Source organism: Mesorhizobium loti (assembly GCA_014189435.1).
Taxonomy (GTDB): Bacteria; Pseudomonadota; Alphaproteobacteria; order Rhizobiales; family Rhizobiaceae; genus Mesorhizobium; species Mesorhizobium loti_G.
Map to the genome: position 1 here is coordinate 3,080,516 of CP050293.1, position 19,941 is coordinate 3,100,456.

Annotated in this window: 20 protein-coding genes and 1 pseudogene; 11 read left to right on the forward strand and 10 right to left on the reverse strand. The window is 61.6% G+C overall.

All coding sequences use genetic code 11. The features are described from left to right. The first annotated feature begins 59 nt into the window (after positions 1–59). From HB777_15145 to HB777_15160, 4 genes are all read left to right on the forward strand, one after another. Positions 60–293, forward strand: coding sequence for a BolA family transcriptional regulator (locus HB777_15145; protein ID QND65094.1), 234 nt, complete (start codon positions 60–62; stop codon positions 291–293). Positions 294–306: 13 nt separating this feature from the next. After that, positions 307–561, forward strand: a complete 255-nt coding sequence (locus HB777_15150) for a hypothetical protein (GenBank protein ID QND65095.1) — start codon at positions 307–309, stop codon at positions 559–561. 158 nt (positions 562–719) lie between these two features. Continuing rightward, a complete protein-coding gene (gene grxD, locus HB777_15155) occupies positions 720–1,055 on the forward strand; it encodes a Grx4 family monothiol glutaredoxin (GenBank protein QND65096.1) in 336 nt (111 codons plus the stop codon). Between the two features lie 215 nt (positions 1,056–1,270). After that, a complete protein-coding gene (locus HB777_15160; GenBank protein QND68783.1) occupies positions 1,271–2,494 on the forward strand; it encodes a multidrug effflux MFS transporter in 1,224 nt (407 codons plus the stop codon). On the opposite strand, the gene HB777_15165 is transcribed toward HB777_15160, so the two are convergent. From HB777_15165 to rpsD, 4 genes are all read right to left on the reverse strand, one after another. Further along, entirely contained in the window at positions 2,491–2,898 is a 408-nt protein-coding gene (locus HB777_15165) for a hypothetical protein (protein QND65097.1), read from the reverse strand. The two genes, HB777_15160 and HB777_15165, sit on opposite strands and share 4 nt — an antisense overlap. 62 nt (positions 2,899–2,960) lie before the next feature. Beyond that, complete coding sequence (locus HB777_15170) at positions 2,961–3,788, reverse strand: inositol monophosphatase (GenBank protein QND65098.1); 828 nt, start codon at positions 3,786–3,788, stop codon at positions 2,961–2,963. After that, positions 3,778–4,671, reverse strand: coding sequence for a tRNA 2-thiocytidine(32) synthetase TtcA (ttcA, locus tag HB777_15175; protein QND65099.1), 894 nt, complete (start codon positions 4,669–4,671; stop codon positions 3,778–3,780). The genes HB777_15170 and ttcA overlap by 11 nt, the downstream gene beginning before the upstream one ends. 146 nt (positions 4,672–4,817) lie before the next feature. Then, on the reverse strand, positions 4,818–5,435 hold the full coding sequence (gene rpsD / locus HB777_15180; GenBank protein ID QND65100.1) for a 30S ribosomal protein S4: 618 nt from the start codon (positions 5,433–5,435) through the stop codon (positions 4,818–4,820). A gap of 370 nt (positions 5,436–5,805) precedes the next feature. Here rpsD and HB777_15185 point away from each other — a divergent pair, with 370 nt between their 5' ends. Next, positions 5,806–6,015 carry a hypothetical protein gene (locus HB777_15185; protein ID QND65101.1) on the forward strand — a complete coding sequence of 70 codons (210 nt, stop codon included), beginning with the start codon at positions 5,806–5,808 and terminating at the stop codon, positions 6,013–6,015. 86 nt (positions 6,016–6,101) lie between these two features. On the opposite strand, the gene HB777_15190 is transcribed toward HB777_15185, so the two are convergent. Further along, positions 6,102–6,290 (reverse strand): DUF3008 family protein, encoded by a 189-nt coding sequence (locus HB777_15190; protein QND65102.1) that lies wholly within the window; start codon positions 6,288–6,290, stop codon positions 6,102–6,104. Positions 6,291–6,455: 165 nt separating this feature from the next. On the opposite strand from HB777_15190, the gene HB777_15195 reads away from it, so the two are divergent. Next, complete coding sequence (locus tag HB777_15195) at positions 6,456–7,835, forward strand: RNB domain-containing ribonuclease (protein QND65103.1); 1,380 nt, start codon at positions 6,456–6,458, stop codon at positions 7,833–7,835. Positions 7,836–7,858: 23 nt separating this feature from the next. On the opposite strand, the gene HB777_15200 is transcribed toward HB777_15195, so the two are convergent. Then, positions 7,859–8,647: a glutamate racemase gene (locus HB777_15200; protein ID QND65104.1), complete on the reverse strand. Its 789-nt coding sequence runs from the start codon at positions 8,645–8,647 to the stop codon at positions 7,859–7,861. Further along, positions 8,640–9,548, reverse strand: coding sequence for an RNA methyltransferase (locus tag HB777_15205; GenBank protein QND65105.1), 909 nt, complete (start codon positions 9,546–9,548; stop codon positions 8,640–8,642). The genes HB777_15200 and HB777_15205 overlap by 8 nt, the downstream gene beginning before the upstream one ends. 612 nt (positions 9,549–10,160) lie before the next feature. On the opposite strand from HB777_15205, the gene HB777_15210 reads away from it, so the two are divergent. From HB777_15210 to HB777_15230, 5 genes are all read left to right on the forward strand, one after another. Beyond that, a complete protein-coding gene (locus HB777_15210; protein QND65106.1) occupies positions 10,161–11,126 on the forward strand; it encodes a right-handed parallel beta-helix repeat-containing protein in 966 nt (321 codons plus the stop codon). A gap of 270 nt (positions 11,127–11,396) precedes the next feature. Continuing rightward, positions 11,397–12,365 (forward strand): right-handed parallel beta-helix repeat-containing protein, encoded by a 969-nt coding sequence (locus HB777_15215; GenBank protein ID QND65107.1) that lies wholly within the window; start codon positions 11,397–11,399, stop codon positions 12,363–12,365. Between the two features lie 496 nt (positions 12,366–12,861). Then, positions 12,862–13,830 (forward strand): right-handed parallel beta-helix repeat-containing protein, encoded by a 969-nt coding sequence (locus HB777_15220; GenBank protein QND65108.1) that lies wholly within the window; start codon positions 12,862–12,864, stop codon positions 13,828–13,830. Positions 13,831–14,056: 226 nt separating this feature from the next. Then, positions 14,057–15,268, forward strand: coding sequence for an NADP-dependent isocitrate dehydrogenase (locus HB777_15225; GenBank protein QND65109.1), 1,212 nt, complete (start codon positions 14,057–14,059; stop codon positions 15,266–15,268). A gap of 83 nt (positions 15,269–15,351) precedes the next feature. Further along, the gene (locus HB777_15230; protein QND65110.1) at positions 15,352–15,978 is read left to right on the forward strand and encodes a glutathione S-transferase family protein; all 627 of its coding nucleotides are present in this window, start codon (positions 15,352–15,354) and stop codon (positions 15,976–15,978) included. Positions 15,979–15,982: 4 nt separating this feature from the next. Here HB777_15230 and HB777_15235 read toward each other — a convergent pair whose 3' ends face one another. The 3 genes and pseudogenes from HB777_15235 to alaS all read right to left on the reverse strand — a co-directional run bounded on the left by HB777_15235 (position 15,983) and on the right by alaS (position 19,878). Continuing rightward, entirely contained in the window at positions 15,983–16,777 is a 795-nt protein-coding gene (locus HB777_15235) for a PhzF family phenazine biosynthesis protein (protein ID QND65111.1), read from the reverse strand. Positions 16,778–16,902: 125 nt separating this feature from the next. After that, positions 16,903–17,202: pseudogene (locus HB777_15240) on the reverse strand (NAD-dependent epimerase/dehydratase family protein). Between the two features lie 9 nt (positions 17,203–17,211). Continuing rightward, positions 17,212–19,878, reverse strand: a complete 2,667-nt coding sequence (gene alaS / locus HB777_15245; GenBank protein ID QND65112.1) for an alanine--tRNA ligase — start codon at positions 19,876–19,878, stop codon at positions 17,212–17,214. Between the last annotated feature and the right edge of the window lie 63 nt (positions 19,879–19,941).

Consider the following 19,941-nt stretch of genomic DNA (forward strand, 5'->3'; position numbering starts at 1 on the left):
AGGCTCGCCCGACTCTCATCTCATGGCCGGCTACCGGCCGCTCGAAACAGGATTTTGCCATGGCAATGGATGCCCACGACATCGAAAAACTGATCAAGGACGGCATTCCGGACGCAAAGGTGACGATCCGCGATCTCGCCGGCGATGGCGACCATTATGCTGCCGAAGTGGTGGCCGAGAGCTTTCGGGGAAAAAGCCGCGTGCAGCAGCACCAGATGGTCTATGACGCGCTGAAGGGCAATATGGGCGGCGTGCTGCACGCACTGGCGCTGCAGACCAGCGTTCCTGACTAGGCGAGAGCAATCCATGACCTGGATACCCGATCTCCTCTTTTCCATGTTGTTCAGGCGCATTGGAGGCGATCGGGCGATACAGCTGATTTTGACGGCGGCATGGAAGGTTATCGTTTTTGTGGCGCGATCCTTTGTTGATCTGGCGCTTCGGCTCATCCCTCCGGCCCCAATACGCCCCGCACCACCAGCGTTTGGTGATGAGCGTTATCGCGGTCTTTCTCTTCGCCGGTCTCGCAAGCATGCCGCCGCTGGCCAGCAGAATGTCTAGATCCGCCGCATAGGGCTGTCACCTGGTTTGGCCCAAGTCGCGCCAACTCTTGCGCCATTTCAGCCACGGCACGGCTAACGTCTTGTTTCGAGCAATCGTTGGGTTTATTTGAAGGATATGTTTCGAGCCTGACTCCCACAGGCGGGAAAGGATATTCCATGAGCGGTATGAACGACTACATCGACAATGAAGTGAAGGGCAACGACGTCGTCCTTTTCATGAAGGGCACGCCCGGTTTCCCGCAATGCGGATTTTCCGGCCAGGTCGTCCAGATCCTCGACTATATCGGCGCCGACTACAAAGGCGTGAACGTCCTGGACTCCGCTGAACTGCGCCAGGGCATCAAGGAATATTCCAACTGGCCGACGATCCCGCAGCTCTACGTCAAGGGCGAATTCGTCGGCGGCTGCGATATCGTCCGCGAGATGTTCCAGGCGGGCGAACTCCAGACATTCCTTGTCGAAAAGGGCGTCAGCGTCAAAGGCGCCGCCTGATTTCTGTTTTCGTGCATGTCGTCCGCCTGAAACCGCCGTACAGTTTCGGGTGACGTGCACCAAACGCCAGGGCAGCCCCACCTCGGCAATTTTATGTCCTGAACCCAGGACCAAGACGAGCCAATGCGCCGGCCCGCCGGCGCATTTTCGTTTGAAAGATCGGACTTGCCGTGGACCAGCCAAAATCAGCGCCGCAATCGGCGAGCAAACTGCCCATTCCACGCTGGGAATTCATCGCCTTGTGCGCGGCGCTGATGGCGCTGAACTCGCTGGCCATCGACATTATGCTGCCGGCTTTGCAGCAGATCGGCGCTTCGCTTGGCGTCGAAAATGAAAATCACCGGCAATATGTGATCACCGCCTATATTCTGGGCTTCGGCGGCGGCCAGCTGTTCTTCGGGCCGATCTCGGATCGCTTCGGCCGTCGCGCGCCGCTGGTCGCCGGGCTGGTGATCTATGTCGCCGCGGCCGCGGCGGCTGCCGTTGCGCCAAGCTTTGAGACACTTCTGCTGTGCCGGGCCGTGCAAGGCATCGGTGCCGCCGCCACCCGCGTCATCGCCGTCTCGATCGTGCGCGACACGTTCGACGGCCGGCGCATGGCCGAGGTGATGTCGCTGATCTTCATGGTGTTCATGGCGATACCGGTCATTGCTCCCGGCATCGGCCAGTTCATCATGCTGTTTGCGACCTGGCATTGGATCTTCGTCACCATGGCCGTCGGCGCGCTCTTTGTCTCTGCCTGGTCGCTGCTGCGCCTGCCTGAAACATTGCATCCCGAACATCGCCGGCCACTGACCGTGAACTCCATTGTCGGTGGGTTTCGCATCGTGCTCACCAACCGTATTGCGATCTGCTATGCCTTCGCCAGCACCTTCGTTTTCGGCGCCATGTTCGGCTTCATCGCCTCGGCGCAGCAGATCTATGTCGACATATTCAACGTCGGCGAGATGTTCCCGGTCATCTTCGCCGGGGTTGCGGGCGTGCTTGCCTTCTCCAACTTTCTGAACTCGCGCCTTGTCGGCCGTATCGGCATGCGCCGCCTGTCGCAGAGCGCGCTGCTGCTGTTCCTTGTCATCAGCCTTGCCTGGCTGGTCGTTTCGCTGGAAATGAAGATGCCGCTCTGGCTGTTCATCACCTTCTTTGCCAGCGCCATGCTTCCGTTCGGCGCGCTCGGCGCGAATTTCAATGCGCTGGCCATGGAGCCGCTCGGCCAACTGGCCGGCACGGCGTCGTCCATCCTGGGTTTCATGCAGACGTTTCTCGGCGGCATTCTCGGCACGCTGATCGGTCAGGCATTCAACGGCACGGTGACGCCGCTGGCGGCCGGCTTCTGCAGCGTCTCGGTCGCAGCGCTGCTGATGATCTTCATCGCCGAGCGCGGCAAGATGTTCCAGCCGCAGAACCCACCGGTTCTAGGTCATATCACCGACCTGCATTAGGACGCACCTTCGAGGGCTGCCGTGAAGCGAGGGGAAAGCATACGCCCCGCGATTGCTCCACCCATGCTCTCCGAAAAGGGCAATGGCAAAGCTTCGTCGAGTGCCCTGAGGATGGAAGCCACGAAGGCCCGGCTGAGTTGGGCATCGGTCCCCAGATCGGAATATGTGGCGCGCGGCTTGCCGATCAGTGTGCCGTTGCGGCGAAGCGAGAACCGCAGCGTCAAGGACATGCCGGCGGTTCCGGGCGGCGGTTTCCAACACGCATAGATAGCGTCCGACATCTCCTTGATTGTGTCGACGGGATCTGGACTTCGACAGGCGCGCTCTTGCGAGCTTGCTTCGTAGGGGCCGGCAAACAGGGCGATGACGAGAACCAGCGCGACAATTGCGAATCGAGGTTTCATTCGAGAGCCTCCGGATTTGCGCGCGATCGTATCGCTCTTTCAGCTCGCCGCGGAAAGTGATCCTATTGCGCCCAGAGTTCGCGGCGCAATTCGTGCCAGCTTTCCCGATCGGGCGCGACAAGTAGACCGCCGCCGACATGCGAGGGCAGATAGGCGCTGCCGTCGAAGCGCGCGGCATGGCCGCCGGCCTCGGCATGGATCAGCACACCGGCCAGATGGTCCCACGGCATCAGCTTGTTGTAGACGACGAAGTGGGCATAGCCGCTCGCCAACAGGCGGTATTCGTGCGCCGCGCAGCGATAGGCGAATTGCGACAGGATCTTCGTCTGATTGCGCGCCAGCCGCGACCGCTCGGGTTCGGGCATATATTGCCAGGAGACCGAGCCGGTCATTTCCGAGATCGGTGCCGGTGGGGCGACATGCACCCTCTCGATGCTGCCATGCGCATGCCGGATATGGCTGCCGGCGCCCCTGGCGCCGATCAGCCAGTCCTTGCCGACCGGATCGTGGATGATGCCGGCAACGGTCTCGCCCTTGACCACGACCGCCAGCATGACGCCGAACAGCGGCACGCCGGAGGCGAAGTTGAAAGTGCCGTCGACCGGGTCGATGACGAACGCCAGATCGGCCTCGCCCAGGCCATCGAGCAGCGCTGGATTGTCGGAACAGGCCTCCTCGCCGACGACCATCGCCGAGGGATAACGCTCGCGCAGTCTGGCGGTGATGAGCCGCTCGGCATTGACGTCAGCTTCCGTCACGAGGTCGGCGGCCGAGGTTTTTTGGCGGATGTCGCCGTCGCCCAGCCGGCGAAAGCGCGGCATGATCTCGGCTTTAGCCGCATCGGACAGAAGGCCGGCAAGCCAGTCGATCGCAGTATCGTCAAATGTCATCGGGAACGTCTTGCCTGGCTGTGAGGGTTTCATTGAGGGCAGCGAAATCGAACAGTTTTCTGTCGAGCAAATGCGATGGCCTGCTGTTGGACAGTGCGCGCAGCATCGTGTCCTTGCGGCCGGGCATGCGCTTTTCCAGGTCCTCGAGCATCGCCTTCATGGCGTTGCGCTGGAGACCTTCCTGACTGCCGCAGAGATCGCAGGGAATGATCGGGAACTGCATCGCCGCAGCAAATTTTTCGAGATCGACCTCGGCGCAGTAGCTCAACGGCCGCAGCACCATGACGTCGCCGTCGTCATTGAGCAGCTTTGGCGGCATGGCCGCAAGACGGCCGCCATGGAAGAGGTTCATGAAGAAGGTTTCCAGAATGTCCTCGCGATGGTGGCCGAGCACCAGAGCCGAGCACCCCTCTTCCCGCGCGATGCGGTAGAGATGGCCGCGCCTGAGCCGCGAACAGAGCGAGCAATAGGTGCTGCCCGCAGGCAGCTTGTCGGTGACGACGGAATAGGTGTCCTGATATTCGATCCGGTGCGCGATTCCGTGGCTGTCGAGATAGTCCGGCAGGATGTGTTTGGGGAAATTCGGCTGGCCCTGGTCGAGATTGCAGGCCAGAAGATCAACCGGCAGCAGCCCGCGCCATTTGAGGTCGAGCAGCATAGCGAGCAGGCCGTAGGAATCCTTGCCGCCCGACAGCGCAACCAGCCAGCGCTGGCCGGGCTTCACCATCGAGAAATCCTCGATCGCCTGTCGGGTCAGCCGCAGCAGCCGCTTGCGCAATTTGTTGAACTCGACCGAGGACGGCACATCGGCAAACAGCGGATGAAAGCCGCCCTCGATGTCGCCGGCTGGTTCAAGCGATTCGGCGTCTGGCAGCATGTTCATGGCGTCAGTTCCAAAATCCGGGAGCAACGACTGTCCGGCGCTTCGTTGCGCCCGGAATTAGCGGAGATGGCCGACAAAGAAAAGGCGGACAAAGAAAAGGCCGCCTCGACGGGCGGCCTTTGCTTGGTATCGCGAAACGCGCTCGTTTAGCGCGAATAGAATTCGACGACCAGGTTCGGTTCCATCTGCACGGCGAACGGGACGTCCGCCAGGCCCGGGATGCGCGAGAAGGTCGCGACCATCTTGTTGTGATCGGCTTCGATGTAATCCGGCACGTCGCGTTCAGCCAGGCCGACCGCTTCGAGAACGATGACCAGCTGCTTCGACTTTTCGCGCACTTCGACGACATCGCCCGGCTTGCAGCGATACGAGCCGATGTTGACGCGCTTGCCGTTGACGTTGACGTGGCCGTGGTTGACGAACTGACGGGCGGCGAAAATGGTCGGCACGAACTTGGCGCGGTAGACGACCGCGTCGAGACGCGACTCGAGCAGGCCGATCAGGTTCTCCGAGGTGTCGCCCTTGCGGCGATCGGCCTCTTCATAGACCTTACGGAACTGCTTTTCCGAAACGTCGCCATAGTGACCCTTCAGCTTCTGCTTGGCGCGCAGCTGCAGGCCGAAATCGGAAAGCTTGCCCTTGCGGCGCTGGCCATGCTGGCCGGGGCCGTATTCACGCTTGTTGACCGGGGACTTCGGGCGGCCCCAGATGTTTTCGCCGAGACGGCGGTCGATCTTGTACTTCGCGGATTCGCGCTTGCTCATCGCATTCCCTTTCAAAACAAACACACCCGGAACCTCATGGTCCGGGTGAAGGAAACGCGCCCTCCTCTGGCCTCCGTTTTCGAGACCTGACAGGGTTTTCCCACGCAACGCGGCGGAAAACCCACGGGACACGTCAGTTCAAACAAGACCAGAAACCAAGGCAACGGTCTTGCGTATACAAAATAAACACCGGACATCGCTGCCCGGCGTTGGCGGCTGGTTAAACCGAGATTTAACCGGTGTCAAGCTTGTGGCTGGCCTTGGCGATGGCGACGATATACCGTCTGTGGGTTGAGTGCGATGCCGGACGTGGCGGGAGGTTGCGCCAACGGCATTAGGACGGGACTGGAGCAGAGGAGCCACAATTCGCATGAAGAAGTTCTTCCTTACCCTGACGGGAGCCGCGGTGTTGGCGGGATCGATGGCGGTCATGACGCCGGAGCCCGCAATGGCGCGGCATTGGCATGGCCAACGGCATCACGAGACCTGCCGCATCGTGGTCAAAAAGAGGGTTATCTGGCGGCACGGCCACAAGAAGGTCATCCGCTACAAGATCAAGCGCTGCTGGGGGCGCTGGTAAGCTCCGGTTCGGTCCCAGGGCGGCCGACAGATCATTTCAAAGCCCGCGGTTTTGGCCGCGGGCTTTTTGATTCCGGATGCCTAACCCTAGTCTTTCGATTTCTTGTCCGGCAGGCCCTTGCGCTTCGTCTCGGCGAATTCCTCGAGCTGTTTTTCGCTCATCGATTCGTACATTCCCTTGGAAGCGCCTTGGAGTTCGCTCTTCTTCGTCTCGCCGCGCTTGGCCGACAAGGCAGCACCGGCGGCTTTCTGCTGGGCTTTCGAGGTGGCTGGCATGGTTGCTACTCCTTTGCTGCCAGAAGAAACGCCGCGCTTTGACAGTAGTTCCGTCGCCAGCGGCTCAGTTCCCGGTCCCCTTAGTGCCAGCCCATCAGGCGATCGGCATCGGCGATTTTCGTTGGCAACCTTCCCGTGCCGGGAGCGCCAGTGTAGGACGGCTGCATGAAATCACTGACCGATCCTTCACAAGCGCTCTCCACCGGCCTGGCGAAAATCCGCACCGAATTCCGCGTGCCGGATGGATTTCCATTGGTCGTGATGGCGGCAGCGGAGGCGGCGGCCAAACGTGTGCCCACCCAGCATGCCGATCGAACTGATATGCCCTTCGTCACGCTCGATCCGGCTGCTTCCACCGACCTTGATCAGGCGTTTTCAATCGAGACGAGCGGCAGCGATCTTCTGCTGCATTATGCCATTGCCGACGTAGCCTGGTTCGTCGAGGACGGCGACGCGATCGATCTCGAGGCCTGGACGCGGGGCGAGACACTTTACTTGCCGGACGGCAAGGCCGGTCTCTACCCGCCGGCACTTGCCGAAGGTGCGGCGAGCCTGTTGCCGGATGGGCCGCGTCCAGCTGTCATCTTCACCGTTCGGGTCGCGGGGGACGGTCTGGTGAAACTGGACGGTGCGGAGCGGGCAATCATTCAAAGCCGCGCGAAGCTCGCCTATGACAGCGTGCGGGCCTCCGATGTCCCGGCAGGCTTCGCCGAAATGGCGCGGCGCATGGCGATGAACGAAAAGGGTCGTGGCGCGTCCCGCGTCGATCCGCCCGAGCAGGAGGTGGAACGGCTCGCCGATGGCACATTCCGGCTTTCGTTCAGACCGCTGCTGCAATCCGAGCAAGACAACGCCGCGCTTTCGCTGGCTGCCAATATGGCGATTGCCGACGCCATGCTTGCGCACCATATCGGGTTGTTCCGTGTGATGTCGGAGCCAGATGCTTTCAAGGTGCAAAGACTGCGCAACGCGGCACAGGCTCTGGGACTGTCCTGGCCGGCCTCCACCAGCTTGCGCGACTATCAGCGAACCCTTGACCCGGCCGATCCGCAACAGGCGGCGCTGATGCTGGAAATCCGCCATGCAAGCCCCGGCGCATCTTACCAACCCTACAAAGAGGGGGTTGTCCCCTGGCATGAGGCGATGGCTGCGACCTATGCTCATGCAACCGCGCCGCTCAGGCGACTGGCCGATCGCTACGTCGTGCGCTGCGCGCTGGCTATCGCCAATGGCCAGCCCGTGCCGCAGGCCGTCACCGATGCATTCACTGGATTGCCGAAGGTGATGGGACGTGCAGATAGCCGCGCTTCGCAGATCAACCATGCGGTCATCGATCTTGCCGAGGCGGTCATGCTCAGGGGACGCGAGGGAGAGACGTTCAAGGCCGTCGTGACCGACGTCAACCATGGCGTACGCGTCCAGCTTGCCAACATGCCTGTCGTTGCCAATTTGAAGGCCGACGGGCTCGAACAGGGTGATGGCCTGACGCTAAGGTTGGTCTCGGCCGATCCGGATCAACGCAGCATCGTGTTCGAACCTGCCTGAACGGCAGACGTTTCGGTCACCGTCTAGCTCACGACCAGTCCAAAGCCCTGCATCAGCCGGCTGGTAGCGAAGTCCACCTTGCCGGAGGTGAAGACGGCGATGTCGGGCTCGCCCGTCGGCAGCGGTCCATCGACCGGCGCCAGCAGCGACATGGCGCGGCGGGCGATCGCTTCGGCCGGGTCGATCCAGTCGACCGGCCAGGGCGCGGTCTTGCGCATGCGATTGGCCAGGAACGGATAATGGGTGCAGCCGAGCACCACGATGTCGGTGCGGGCGCCGTCCTTCTCGACAAAGCATGGCGCGATCTCCTCGCGCACGATCTCCTCGTCGACGAACCCCTGGCGCATATAGATCTCGGCCAGCGGCGCCAGCCGGTCCGAGCCGACCAGCCGCACGTGGCATTTCTGCGCCCATTTGCCGATCAGGTCGCGCGTGTATTGACGCTTGACCGTGCCGGGCGTCGCCAGCACCGAGACGAGCCCGGAGCGGGTGCGTTCCGCCGCCGGCTTGATCGCCGGCACCGTGCCGACAAAGGGATGACCGGGGAATTTCTGGCGCAGCGCGTCAATCACCAGCGTCGACGCCGTGTTGCAGGGAATGACCGAAATCTCGGGCCTGAATTTTTCCAGCAGCATGCCGAACAGGCCAAGGATATGGGCGTTAAGGGCCGGCTCGTCCCAGGCGCCATAGGGGAAAGCCGCATCGTCGGCGACATAGACAAAGCGGCGGTCAGGCATCAGCACCCGCGCCTCGCGCAGCACAGTAAGCCCGCCGATGCCCGAATCGAACATCAGGATCGGCCGTTCAGTCATTGTCGGTTCCCTTGCCACCTAGCGGCGGCGTGTCATTGTCGTCACCATTGGCGTCGGGCGGTTGGCGACCCACTTCCGCCTTGCGAGCACGCGCGGCGGCCGCGGGCAGGCGCCGTGGATCATCGCCGGGCGAACCATCGCCGCGCGGCATCGCCGGCGAAAACCTGTCGAGCGACGAGATGATGCCGCGCAGCACCTTGAGCTCCGGTTCTGCAAAACCGGCGCGCGTCAGCACCGCGCGCAGATTGTCGATCATTTTCGGCTTCTTCGGCGCCGGCCGGAAATAACCACGCGCTTCCAGGGCGCCTTCGAGGTAGGCGAACAGGCCGTGCAGTTCTTCCTTGCTTGCCGGCTTCATGTCCGGGCCGGAAAAATTGGTCTTCGTCTCGTCTTCCAGGCCGGACTTCATCCATTCGTAGGACATCAGCAAGGCCGCCTGGGCGATGTTGAGCGAGGAGAAATCAGGATCGACCGGGAAGGTGACGATCTCGTCGGCAAGGCCGACCTCGTCATTGTAGAGGCCGAAGCGCTCGCGTCCGAACAGGATGCCGGTGCGTTGGCCCATTGCGTGACGGGCCCGCAGCACCCTGCCCGCTTCCACCGGCCCGCGCACGGATTTGAAGCCATCGCGCTGCCTGGCCGTGGTGGCGAAAACAAAGTTTAGGTCGGCGAGCGCCGAGGCCAGATCGTCGAAGACGGTGACAGCGTCGATGACATGATCGGCGCGGCTGGCCGCCGCGCGTGCCTTCTCGCTCGGCCAACCGTCACGAGGGTTGACGAGACGCAGCTCCGACAGACCGAAATTGGCCATGGCGCGAGCGACCATGCCGATGTTCTCGCCGAGCTGCGGCTCGACCAGGATGATCGCCGGGCCAGCGGTCTGAAGGTCAGTTCCTGCCATGTGTTCCAGATGATTGCGCTGCGAAGTCTTCGCGTCCTGCCATATCGATACGGCTTTTTGAAGAGTGGTTGGCCATTTTGCCGACAAATAGCCATGGCGCACATCTGCCGCTTCCTTGGTTTACGTAACGGGCCTGAGGTTACGTGAGGTATCGGGCAGCCGCGCTATTGTTGCGCTGACCGGCAGGCTCGAAAACGGACCGCTTGTGTGCCGACGGATGATTTGCTGCGCCGTGCGAAAAAATGGCGGGGCGCAACCGCTCCTTGCATATGGCCTAAGTCATCCAACTCTATTTCCCGCCGTGTTGCGCCACAGTGCATCCCAGATGTCTGGCATATGCGCCGCCTCGTACTCGCTGTTGCTATCATCGATATTCTTGCATGGGAAAAATCATCTGCAATCCGAATGCTATTTATTTACTATGACTCATAGCATCACTGGAAGGTAAATTATAACGCTATAATGTCCGAGCCGCTTGGGCTGGATGTATATCGATGGTCTTTGGACGACGAGGTGCGTCTTGCACGCTCCTTAATCTACTCATGCCCCAAGCATTTCGACATGAATTTCAACGGTCAACGAGGGCGTTGGCCAAAACCTCAGGAGGGGCAAATGAACTTCATACGATTCTTTCTTTCACTCGCTGTGTTGCTTCTGGCATCAATCTTCCTGATCGCGCCAGCTTCCGCGCAAGCACCACGGACGTGGGTTTCCGGCGTTGGTGACGACGTCAATCCATGCAGCCGAACGGCGCCTTGCAAGACCTTTGCCGGCGCGATCTCGAAAACGGCCCCCGGCGGCGAAATCAACTGTATCGATCCAGGTGGTTTCGGCGCGGTGACGATCACCAAGGCAATCACGATTGCCTGCGAAGACGTCGAAGCGGGTGTGTCGAATTCATCGACAAATGGCGTGGTCATCAACGCGGCGGCAACCGACATCATCGTTCTTCGCGGTCTCGATATCGACAGTGCGTCGGCCACGCCCGGTCTCAATGGTATCAGGTTTCTTGCCGGCGCTGCCTTGCATGTCGAGGATTGTGTCATTCGCAGCAACACCGGTGCCGCACCGAACGGCGCTGGCATCTTGTTCGCCCCGTCGGGCACTGCCGAGCTTTATGTCCACAACTCGACCATCAACGGCAACAATGACGGCATTCGTGTTCAGCCGACAGGAGCCGGCGTCGCGAAGGTCATGATCGACGGCACTGCGCTTGAGAACAACAACCTTGCCGGATTGAAGGCGGACGGCACAGGCAACTCTGGCGGCTCCAACACGACGATTGCGAACAGCAGTGTGTCGGGCAACAGCAATGCCGGCATCAGCATACTGAATCCGGTCGGCGGGCCGGCCATCAACATCATGGTCGACAGTGTCGCCGTGGCCAACAATGGAGCAAGTGGTGGCCTGCGTGTCGACGGAGCGAACGCGACCGTGCGCGTCGGCAGATCAACGATCTCCGGGAATGGCCTTGGCACCGCCATCGTCAATGGCGGCGTGATCTCGTCCTATGGCAGCAACCAGATCAACGGCAACACCTCCGACGGTCCGAACCCGCCGACCATCCCGCTGAAATGACTGCTGGTAACAGCCGATAGCAACGCTTGGCGCGGTAACACCCGCGCCAAGCGAACGATTGAAGCAGCCTACCCCGAAGACCAGGTTTGTTGACCGCGGGCGAGCCTTGCTCCCAATCGCGGTGTCCGTTCAAATCATCGCGGACCGGACCGCACGCGTTCCCCAAGATCATGGCCCAGTTCCCTGCCTCGTTGCCTTTTCGAAGGCACAGAGTTAGAACTCAAAGCGCTTGCTTAAATAGTGGCTGTTTTCCAGTGGGGGGCTCCAGAGATGAAAACGCTTGGATACATACTCTCTTCAATTTTAATTGGCATGGCAATGTTCTGTCTTGCTACGCCGGCTTCCGCACAGGCGACCCGAACATGGGTTTCTGGCGTTGGCGATGACGTCAATCCATGCAGCCGGACTGCGCCTTGCAAGACCTTCGCCGGCGCAATCTCGAAGACCGCGGCCGGCGGCGAAATCAACTGTATCGATCCGGGCGGCTTCGGCGCGGTGACAATCACCAAGTCGATGACCATCGCTTGCGAGGACGTCGAGGCCGGCGTGTTGAATGCGTTGACGACTGGCGTCATCGTCAACGCGGCGGCGACGGATGTTGTCGTTCTTCGCGGTCTCGACATCGACAGCGCGACGGCCGGAGCCGGTCTCAATGGAATCAGGTTTATTGCCGGCGCCGCCTTGCATGTCGAGGATTGTGTCGTTCGTGACAACATTGCTGCCGGCGCCGGGCAGGGCAACGGCATCTTGTTCTCACCGTCGGGCACGGCCGAGCTCTATGTCAACAACTCGACCATCACCGGCAACAGGGACGGCATTCATATCCAGCCAACCGGAACTGGCGTGGCCAAGGTCGTCATCTCGAACTCTTCGATCGAGGACAACAGCCTTGCCGGGGTCAAAGCGGACGGCACCAGCAACACCGGCGGCAGCAACACAACCATCGTGAACAGCAATGTTTCCGGCAACACCAATGCCGGCATCAGCATATTGAACCCAGGCGGCGGGCCGGCCATCAACATCATGATCGACAGTGTCGCGGTGGCCAACAACGGCGCAAGCGGCGGCCTGCGTGTCGACGGCGCCAATGCGACCATCCGTGTCGGCAGATCGTCGATCTCCGGCAATGGCCTCGGCACAGCCATCGCCAATGGTGGCGTGATTTCGTCTTATGGCAACAATCAGATCAACGGCAACACCGCTGATGGTCCGAATCCGCCGACCATTCCGCTTAAATAACTATTGGTAAATGCTTCACGCGGGATGACCACCGGAGCTGCAATTCAAGTCGCCCCAAGACCCAAGCATTTACAGCCAATGGATCATTTGGCGTATGCGCGTGTGCGGCAAAACAAATGGCCAGAGCGGTTCAGAAGAAACGGAACCGCTCTGGTGTTTGAACGCCCATCTCCGGGAATGCCCTCGGCACGGCCATCGTCAATGGCGGCGTGATTTCATCCTATGGCAACAGCCAAATCAACGGCGACACGTCAGATGGTCCGAACCCTCCAAATCATCCCGTTTAAATAGCTGTACCTCATTGGCGTCTCAGCAATGTTGGTCTCGGATATCCTGCTCGGAATGATCGTGAGGAAGTTCAAGCCGCGGCCTAAGACTGATCGTCTTCCCGACGCCTATACTATGATACCTGACTGTGCCGGGGCCGACACATAGCCGAAACGGAGTTGCGGCAAGATTGCCGGGTTCACGGTTTTTTCAACTAGGGGATAGAAAGATGAAAGCGCTTGGATACATACTCTCTTCAATTTTAGTCGGCATAGTAATGGCCTGTCTCGTCACGCCTGCTTCGGCGCAGGCGACCCGGACATGGGTTTCCGGCGTTGGCGACGACGCCAATCCGTGCAGCCGCACCGCGCCTTGCAAGACCTTCGCCGGCGCAATCTCGAAAACCGCCGCCGGCGGCGAAATCAACTGCATCGACTCGGGTGCTTACGGCGCGGTGACGATCACCAAGGCAATGACCATCTCTTGCCCCGAGGTCGAGGCGGGCGTGTTGCATTCATCGACGAATGGCGTGGTCATCAACGCGGCGGCGACCGATGTCGTCGTTCTTCGCGGTCTCGATATCAACGGTGCGCCACCGACCTCGCCCGGTCTCAATGGCGTCAGATTTCTTGCCGGCGCCGCCCTGCATATCGAGGAATGTCTCATTCATGGCAGCATCGGCGCCGCGCCGAACGGCAATGGTGTTATTTTTTCCCCATCGGGCACGGCCGAGCTCTATATCCACAACTCGACCATCATCCGCAACAATGACGGCGTTCGCATTCAGCCGACCGGAACCGGTGTCGCGAAGGTCATCATCGACAACAGCAGGATCGAGAACAACAACCTTGCCGGGGTGAAGGCGGACGGCACCAGCAACACCGGCGGCTCCAACACGACGATCGTGAACAGCAGCGTTTCGGGCAACACCAATGCCGGCATCAGCATACTGAACCCGGCCGCCGGCCCGGCCATCAACATCATGATCGACAGTGTCGTGGTGGCCAACAACGGAGCAAGTGGTGGCCTGCGTGTCGACGGAGCGAACGCGACCGTGCGCGTCGGCAGATCGACGATCTCCGGAAATGGCCTTGGCACCGCCATCGTCAATGGCGGCGTGATCTCGTCCTATGCCAACAACCAGATCAACGGCAACACCTCGGATGGTCCGAACCCGCCGACCATCCCGGCGAAATAACTAACGGCACGACACACGCCACGAAAACGCTTCGCGCGGGATACCGCGCGAAGCAAGCTGGTTAAGCGGCCCGAGGCCTATGTGGCACGGGCTTTTTATTCTCGATTGCTGTCGTGGAAGCTTGCGCCTGGTTTGCACCGCCCGGATCGCTTTGCTATAGGCGAAGTCCCAACCTCGGCGGGCCCTTCCCTGCCTTCACCCAACTTTCGAACGAGGCATTCTTTCCATGGCGAAGATCAAGGTGGCGAACCCGGTCGTCGAACTCGACGGCGACGAGATGACCCGCATCATCTGGCAGTTCATCAAGGACAAGCTGATCCACCCTTATCTCGACCTCAAGCTCGAATATTACGACCTCGGCGTCGAACACCGCGACGCCACCAACGACCAGGTGACGATCGATTCGGCCAACGCCATCAAGAAATGGGGCGTCGGCGTGAAATGCGCGACGATCACTCCCGACGAGCAGCGCGTCGAGGAATTCAAGCTGAAGAAGATGTGGAAGTCGCCGAATGGCACCATTCGCAACATCCTGGGCGGCACCATCTTTCGCGAACCGATCATCATGAAGAACGTGCCGCGCCTGGTGCCCGGCTGGACCAAGCCGATCATCGTCGGCCGTCACGCCTTCGGCGACCAGTACCGCGCCACCGATTTCCGCTTTCCCGGCAAGGGCAAGCTGACGATCAAGTTCGTCGGCGAGGACGGCAAGGTGATCGAGCATGACGTCTACGACGCGCCGGGCGCCGGTGTCGCCATGGCCATGTACAATCTGGACGACTCGATCCGCGAATTCGCCCGCGCCTCGCTGAACTACGGCCTGCTGCGCAACTATCCGGTCTATCTGTCGACCAAGAATACCATTCTCAAAGCCTATGACGGCCGCTTCAAGGACATCTTCCAGGAAGTCTACGAGGCTGAATTCGAGGCCGAATTCAAGTCGAAGAAGCTGTGGTACGAACACCGCCTGATCGACGACATGGTGGCCTCCGCCCTGAAATGGTCGGGCGGCTATGTCTGGGCCTGCAAGAACTATGACGGCGACGTGCAGTCCGACACGGTCGCGCAAGGCTTTGGCTCGCTCGGCCTGATGACCTCGGTGCTGATGACGCCGGACGGCAAGACGGTGGAAGCCGAGGCCGCGCACGGCACCGTCACCCGCCACTACCGCCAGCACCAGAAAGGCGAGGAAACCTCGACCAACTCGATCGCCTCGATCTTCGCCTGGACGCGTGGCCTCGCCCACCGCGCCAAGCTCGACGACAATGCCGAATTGAAGCGCTTTGCCGACACGCTGGAAAAGGTCTGTATCCAGACGGTCGAGTCCGGCTTCATGACCAAGGATCTGTCGCTGCTGATCGGGCCCGACCAACCCTGGCTGTCGACCACCGGTTTCCTCGACAAGATCGACGAGAATTTGCAGAAAGCGATGGCGTAGGTTCCGCAGTTCCAAATGCGAAGGCTCCGAAAGGAGCCTTCGCATTTTTGGGGCTCCCATCTGAGCGAGACGAAGGTCCAGCGATGACCAAGCCAATCCTCTACGGCGCGGACTACAGTGTTTACGTCCGCATCGCGCGGATGGTGCTGGAGGAAAAAGGCATCGACTACGAGCTCGTGCCACTCGACATCTTCGCCGCTGAGGGCGTCCCAGCCTGGTATCTTGAGCACCACCCGTTCGGCCGCATCCCGGCCTTCGAGCATGACGGGTTCCGCCTCTTCGAGACAAATGCGATCGCGCGCTATGTTGACGAAGCGTTCAACGGTCCGGCGCTGCAGCCTACCGACGCGCGCGGCCGCGCCAGGATGTCCCAGATCATCGGCATGCTCGACGCCTATGGCTACCGCGCCATGGTCTGGGACGTTGCTGTCGAGCGGCTGGAAAAGGATGAGCCGGATGAGACCCTGATCGCCGGCGGGCTGCGGCAGGCGGAGACGGTGCTTAGGGTGCTCACCTCGCTCAAGGCGCCGGGGCCGTGGTTGCTGGGCGACCAGTTGACGCTCGCCGATCTGCATGCGGCTCCGATCGTCGGCTATTTCGTCAAGGTCGGCGAAGGGCAAAAGCTGCTGGCGGAGTTCGCCGAGATCCAAGGCTGGTACGCGCGCATTGCTGCTCGTCCGAGCTTTGCCCGCACCGGGAAAGCCGAATAGCGCGTCAATCGGGAAGATAGATTTCGGCCTTCATAAAGGTTTTGGCGCGGCCGCTGATCAGCACGCGGTCATCCGCAAGTTCGCACAGCAAATGGCCGCCGCGCTGCGAGCACTGGAACGCCGAAAGCCGGGTCTTGCCCAGTTTCTCTGACCAGTACGGCACCAGTGTCGCATGGATCGAACCGGTCACCGGATCCTCGGGAATGCCCGCTGCCGGAGCGAAGTAGCGCGACACGAAATCGTGGCCGCCGCCGCGCGCGGTGACAACGACACCAAGCGGGTCGAAGGCCGCGATCTTAAACAGGTCCGGAACGAAGGATCGCACGGCCGCTTCATCGGCAAGCTCGACGAACAGGTTCTCGAAATTGCGAAAGCACGCGACCGACCGAGCCGATACGCTGTCCTGGAGCGTGCGCGTCAATTCGACATCGAGCGGCTGTGGTGGGAAGCATGGCAGGTCAAGCCGATAGGCGCCGTCATGTCGCGAAACCCTGATCTCACCTACCCGCGTCGCAAAGGCCATGTCGCTCGACACGTTGTAGGCTTCGGCAAGCACGTGCGCCGTGGCAAGCGTCGCGTGGCCGCAGAAATCGGCCTCATGCACCGGCGTGAACCAGCGTAAGTCCCAACCCGTGCTGTTTGGTCGTGCGAAGGCGGTTTCAGCCAAATTGTTCTCGTTGGCAACGGCCTGCATGACCTCGTCCGGCAGCCAGTTCTCCAGAATGAGGACGGCCGCGGGGTTGCCTTGAAAAATTCGATCGGCAAAAGCGTCGGCCTGATACATGGTCAGTGTTGGCATATCTTTCTCCGGATCCGGCCTTCGAAACATCCAGGCGGCAGGCGCGCACTAGATACTGATTTCTGGCCGGGTCACCATCAGCCAGAGGATCGCTAGCACCGCGCCAAAGGCTGGAAAACCTGTTAGCAGGCCGCGACCAGCGCCACGACCGAGCCGCGATGGATGGCGTCGAGGCTGTCGCGCGGGCCGTCCTGCAAGGCGCCGGCCGCATTGACCACCGCGTCCATGCCCGCAACCAACGGCAGCCAGTCTTTAGCCGCAAGCAGCCACGTCATGTCGGCCTCGACCCAACGTACCGCCGGCCAACGCCGTTCGGCATCTCTGGTATCACGGCCGAGACCCGTGACCTTATGCCCGTCGCCAAGCAGGCGACCGACGACAGCTTCGCCGATCAGTCCGTAGCCGCCAAGGACAAGCACCTTCATGGGGTGGCTTTAGGCCGCCTCCAGCGCCGCCCTGACGGCCGCGATCGCCTCATTGGCCTTCGAGGCATCCGGGCCACCGGCCTGGGCCATGTCGGGCCGGCCGCCGCCGCCCTGCCCGCCCAATGCGGCGGAGGCCACGCGCACCAGATCGACAGCGCTGAAGCGGCTTAGCAGATCATCGGTGACGGCGACGACGACGCTTGCCTTGTTGTCCTCACCGGCGCCGACGAAGACGACGACGCCGGAACCGAGCGAGGTCTTGCCGGCATCGGCCAGCGGCTTCAGATCCTTGGGCGAGACACCGGAGACCGCCTTGCCGAGGAAGCCGACGCCCGCGACCGTCTCGTTCTCCGACGGCGCACCGGCGGCAGCACCACCGCCCAGCGCCAGCTTCTTGCGCGCTTCGGTCAGTTCCTTTTCGAGCTTCTTGCGCTCATCGAGCAGCGCCTCGACACGCGCCGGCACGTCGGCCGGCGAAATCTTCAGCACGGCCGCGGCCGCCTTCAGACGCCGGTCCTGCTCGTCAAGGTGTTTGCGCGCGGCTTCACCGGTCAACGCCTCGATGCGGCGCACGCCGGCGGCGACCGCACTGTCCGACACGACACGCACCAGGCCGATGTCGCCGGTCGCCCGGACATGGGTGCCGCCACAGAGCTCGACCGAATAGGGCCTGTTGGCCTTGGCGCCATGCACGCCCGTGCCCATCGAAACGACGCGCACCTCATCGCCATATTTCTCGCCGAACAGCGCCATGGCGCCTTCGGCAATGGCATCGTCGACCGACATCAGGCGCGTGGTCACCGGCCCGTTCTGCACGACGATCTCGTTGGCCATGCGCTCGACCTCTTCAAGGTCTTCGGCCGAAATCGGCTTGTTGTGCGAGATGTCGAAGCGCAGGCGCTCTGGTGCCACCAGTGAGCCCTTCTGCGCGACATGGGTGCCCAGCACCTCACGCAGCGCTTCATGGATCAGATGCGTCGCGGAATGGTTGGCGCGCAGCCTGGTGCGGCGCGCGTGATCGACCTTCAGCTCGACGGCAGCGCCCGTCTTGACCGTGCCGCTGGCCACCTTGCCGACATGCACGAACAGCCCATCAGCCTTCTTCTGCGTATCCGAGACCTCGATCGAGAAGCCTTCGCCCGCGATGACGCCGGTATCGCCCATCTGGCCGCCGGACTCGGCATAGAACGGCGTCTGGTTGACGACGATCGCCACCGCATCGCCCTTGCCGGCGCTGTCGACCGTCTTGCCGTCCCGGACAAGCGCCTGGATGATGCCTTCGGCAGCTTCAGTCTCATAGCCGAGGAACTCGGTGGCGCCCGCCTTCTCGCGCACGGAGAACCAGATGGTCTCGGTGGCCGCGTCGCCGGAGCCTGCCCAATGCTTGCGCGCCTCGGCTTTCTGCTGCTCCATCGCATTGGTGAAGCCGGCAAGATCGACCGAGATGCTGCGCTGGCGCAAAGCGTCCTGCGTCAGATCGAGCGGGAAGCCATAGGTGTCGTAGAGCTTGAAGGCCGTCTCGCCGTCCAGCATGTCGCCGGCATGCAGCGTTTCCGTCGCCTCGGAGAGCAGGCCGAGGCCGCGCACCAGCGTCTTGCGAAACCTGGTCTCCTCGAGCTTCAGGGTCTCGGTGATCAACTGTTCGCCGCGCAGCAATTCAGGATAGGCCTGGCCCATTTCACGCACCAGCGCCGGCACCAGCTTCCACATCAGCGGCTCGTTGGCGCCGAGCAACTGCGCATGGCGCATGGCGCGGCGCATGATGCGGCGTAGGACGTAGCCCCGGCCTTCGTTCGACGGCAGCACGCCATCGGCCACCAGGAACGAGGACGAGCGCAGATGATCGGCGATGACGCGGAAGGACGCGACCGTCTCCTTGTCGGGACCATGCCCGATGGCCGACGAGGCCGCGTCGATCAGATGACGGAACAGATCGGTCTCGAAGACGCTTTCCACCCCTTGCAGGATGGACGCCATGCGCTCCAGGCCCATGCCGGTGTCGATCGACGGGCGCGGCAGGTCGATGCGCTCCTCTTTCGTCACCTGTTCGTACTGCATGAACACCAGGTTCCAGAATTCGAGGAAACGGTCGCCGTCCTCCTCCGGACTGCCGGGAGGTCCGCCCCAGATGTGTTCGCCACGGTCGATGAAGATCTCAGAGCACGGCCCGCAGGGTCCGGTGTCGCCCATCGCCCAGAAATTGTCCGAGGTGGCGATGCGAATGATGCGGTCGTCGGAAAACCCGGCGATCTTCTTCCAGAAGCCGGCCGCCTCCTCGTCTGTGTGATAGACGGTGACCAGCAGCTTGTCCTTGTTCAGCCCGAATTCCCTGGTGATCAGGTTCCAGGCAAGCTCGATGGCGCGCTCCTTGAAGTAATCGCCAAAGGAGAAATTACCGAGCATCTCGAAGAAGGTCAGATGGCGCGCGGTGTAGCCGACATTGTCAAGATCGTTGTGCTTGCCGCCGGCGCGAACGCTCTTCTGGGCGGTCGAGGCGCGCGAATAGGGCCGCTTCTCCAGGCCGGTGAAGACATTCTTGAACTGCACCATGCCGGCGTTGGTGAACATCAGCGTCGGGTCGTTGCGCGGCACCAGCGGGCTCGACGCGACGATCTCGTGACCCTCCTTGCGGAAGTAGTCGAGAAAGGTCGACCGGATTTCGTTCACGCCACTCATGAATGCTGCCTTTTCGGAAGAGCCGCCGGGCCCGCCGACGGAAAATGGGCTCTGCGTCTTAGA

What these genes read in the sequence shown, in the direction of transcription:
- HB777_15215 (QND65107.1), top strand. Translation starts at nt 11,397, where the DNA reads ATGAAAACGCTTGGATACATACTCTCTTCAATTTTAATTGGCATGGCA.
- HB777_15230 (QND65110.1), top strand. Translation starts at nt 15,352, where the DNA reads ATGACCAAGCCAATCCTCTACGGCGCGGACTACAGTGTTTACGTCCGC.
- HB777_15220 (QND65108.1), top strand. Translation starts at nt 12,862, where the DNA reads ATGAAAGCGCTTGGATACATACTCTCTTCAATTTTAGTCGGCATAGTA.
- HB777_15170 (QND65098.1), bottom strand. Translation starts at nt 3,788, where the DNA reads ATGACATTTGACGATACTGCGATCGACTGGCTTGCCGGCCTTCTGTCC.
- ttcA (QND65099.1), bottom strand. Translation starts at nt 4,671, where the DNA reads ATGAACATGCTGCCAGACGCCGAATCGCTTGAACCAGCCGGCGACATC.
- alaS (QND65112.1), bottom strand. Translation starts at nt 19,878, where the DNA reads ATGAGTGGCGTGAACGAAATCCGGTCGACCTTTCTCGACTACTTCCGC.
- HB777_15235 (QND65111.1), bottom strand. Translation starts at nt 16,777, where the DNA reads ATGCCAACACTGACCATGTATCAGGCCGACGCTTTTGCCGATCGAATT.
- HB777_15195 (QND65103.1), top strand. Translation starts at nt 6,456, where the DNA reads ATGAAATCACTGACCGATCCTTCACAAGCGCTCTCCACCGGCCTGGCG.
- HB777_15150 (QND65095.1), top strand. Translation starts at nt 307, where the DNA reads ATGACCTGGATACCCGATCTCCTCTTTTCCATGTTGTTCAGGCGCATT.
- HB777_15190 (QND65102.1), bottom strand. Translation starts at nt 6,290, where the DNA reads ATGCCAGCCACCTCGAAAGCCCAGCAGAAAGCCGCCGGTGCTGCCTTG.
- rpsD (QND65100.1), bottom strand. Translation starts at nt 5,435, where the DNA reads ATGAGCAAGCGCGAATCCGCGAAGTACAAGATCGACCGCCGTCTCGGC.
- HB777_15210 (QND65106.1), top strand. Translation starts at nt 10,161, where the DNA reads ATGAACTTCATACGATTCTTTCTTTCACTCGCTGTGTTGCTTCTGGCA.
- HB777_15225 (QND65109.1), top strand. Translation starts at nt 14,057, where the DNA reads ATGGCGAAGATCAAGGTGGCGAACCCGGTCGTCGAACTCGACGGCGAC.
- HB777_15185 (QND65101.1), top strand. Translation starts at nt 5,806, where the DNA reads ATGAAGAAGTTCTTCCTTACCCTGACGGGAGCCGCGGTGTTGGCGGGA.
- HB777_15200 (QND65104.1), bottom strand. Translation starts at nt 8,647, where the DNA reads ATGACTGAACGGCCGATCCTGATGTTCGATTCGGGCATCGGCGGGCTT.
- grxD (QND65096.1), top strand. Translation starts at nt 720, where the DNA reads ATGAGCGGTATGAACGACTACATCGACAATGAAGTGAAGGGCAACGAC.
- HB777_15205 (QND65105.1), bottom strand. Translation starts at nt 9,548, where the DNA reads ATGGCAGGAACTGACCTTCAGACCGCTGGCCCGGCGATCATCCTGGTC.
- HB777_15165 (QND65097.1), bottom strand. Translation starts at nt 2,898, where the DNA reads ATGAAACCTCGATTCGCAATTGTCGCGCTGGTTCTCGTCATCGCCCTG.
- HB777_15145 (QND65094.1), top strand. Translation starts at nt 60, where the DNA reads ATGGCAATGGATGCCCACGACATCGAAAAACTGATCAAGGACGGCATT.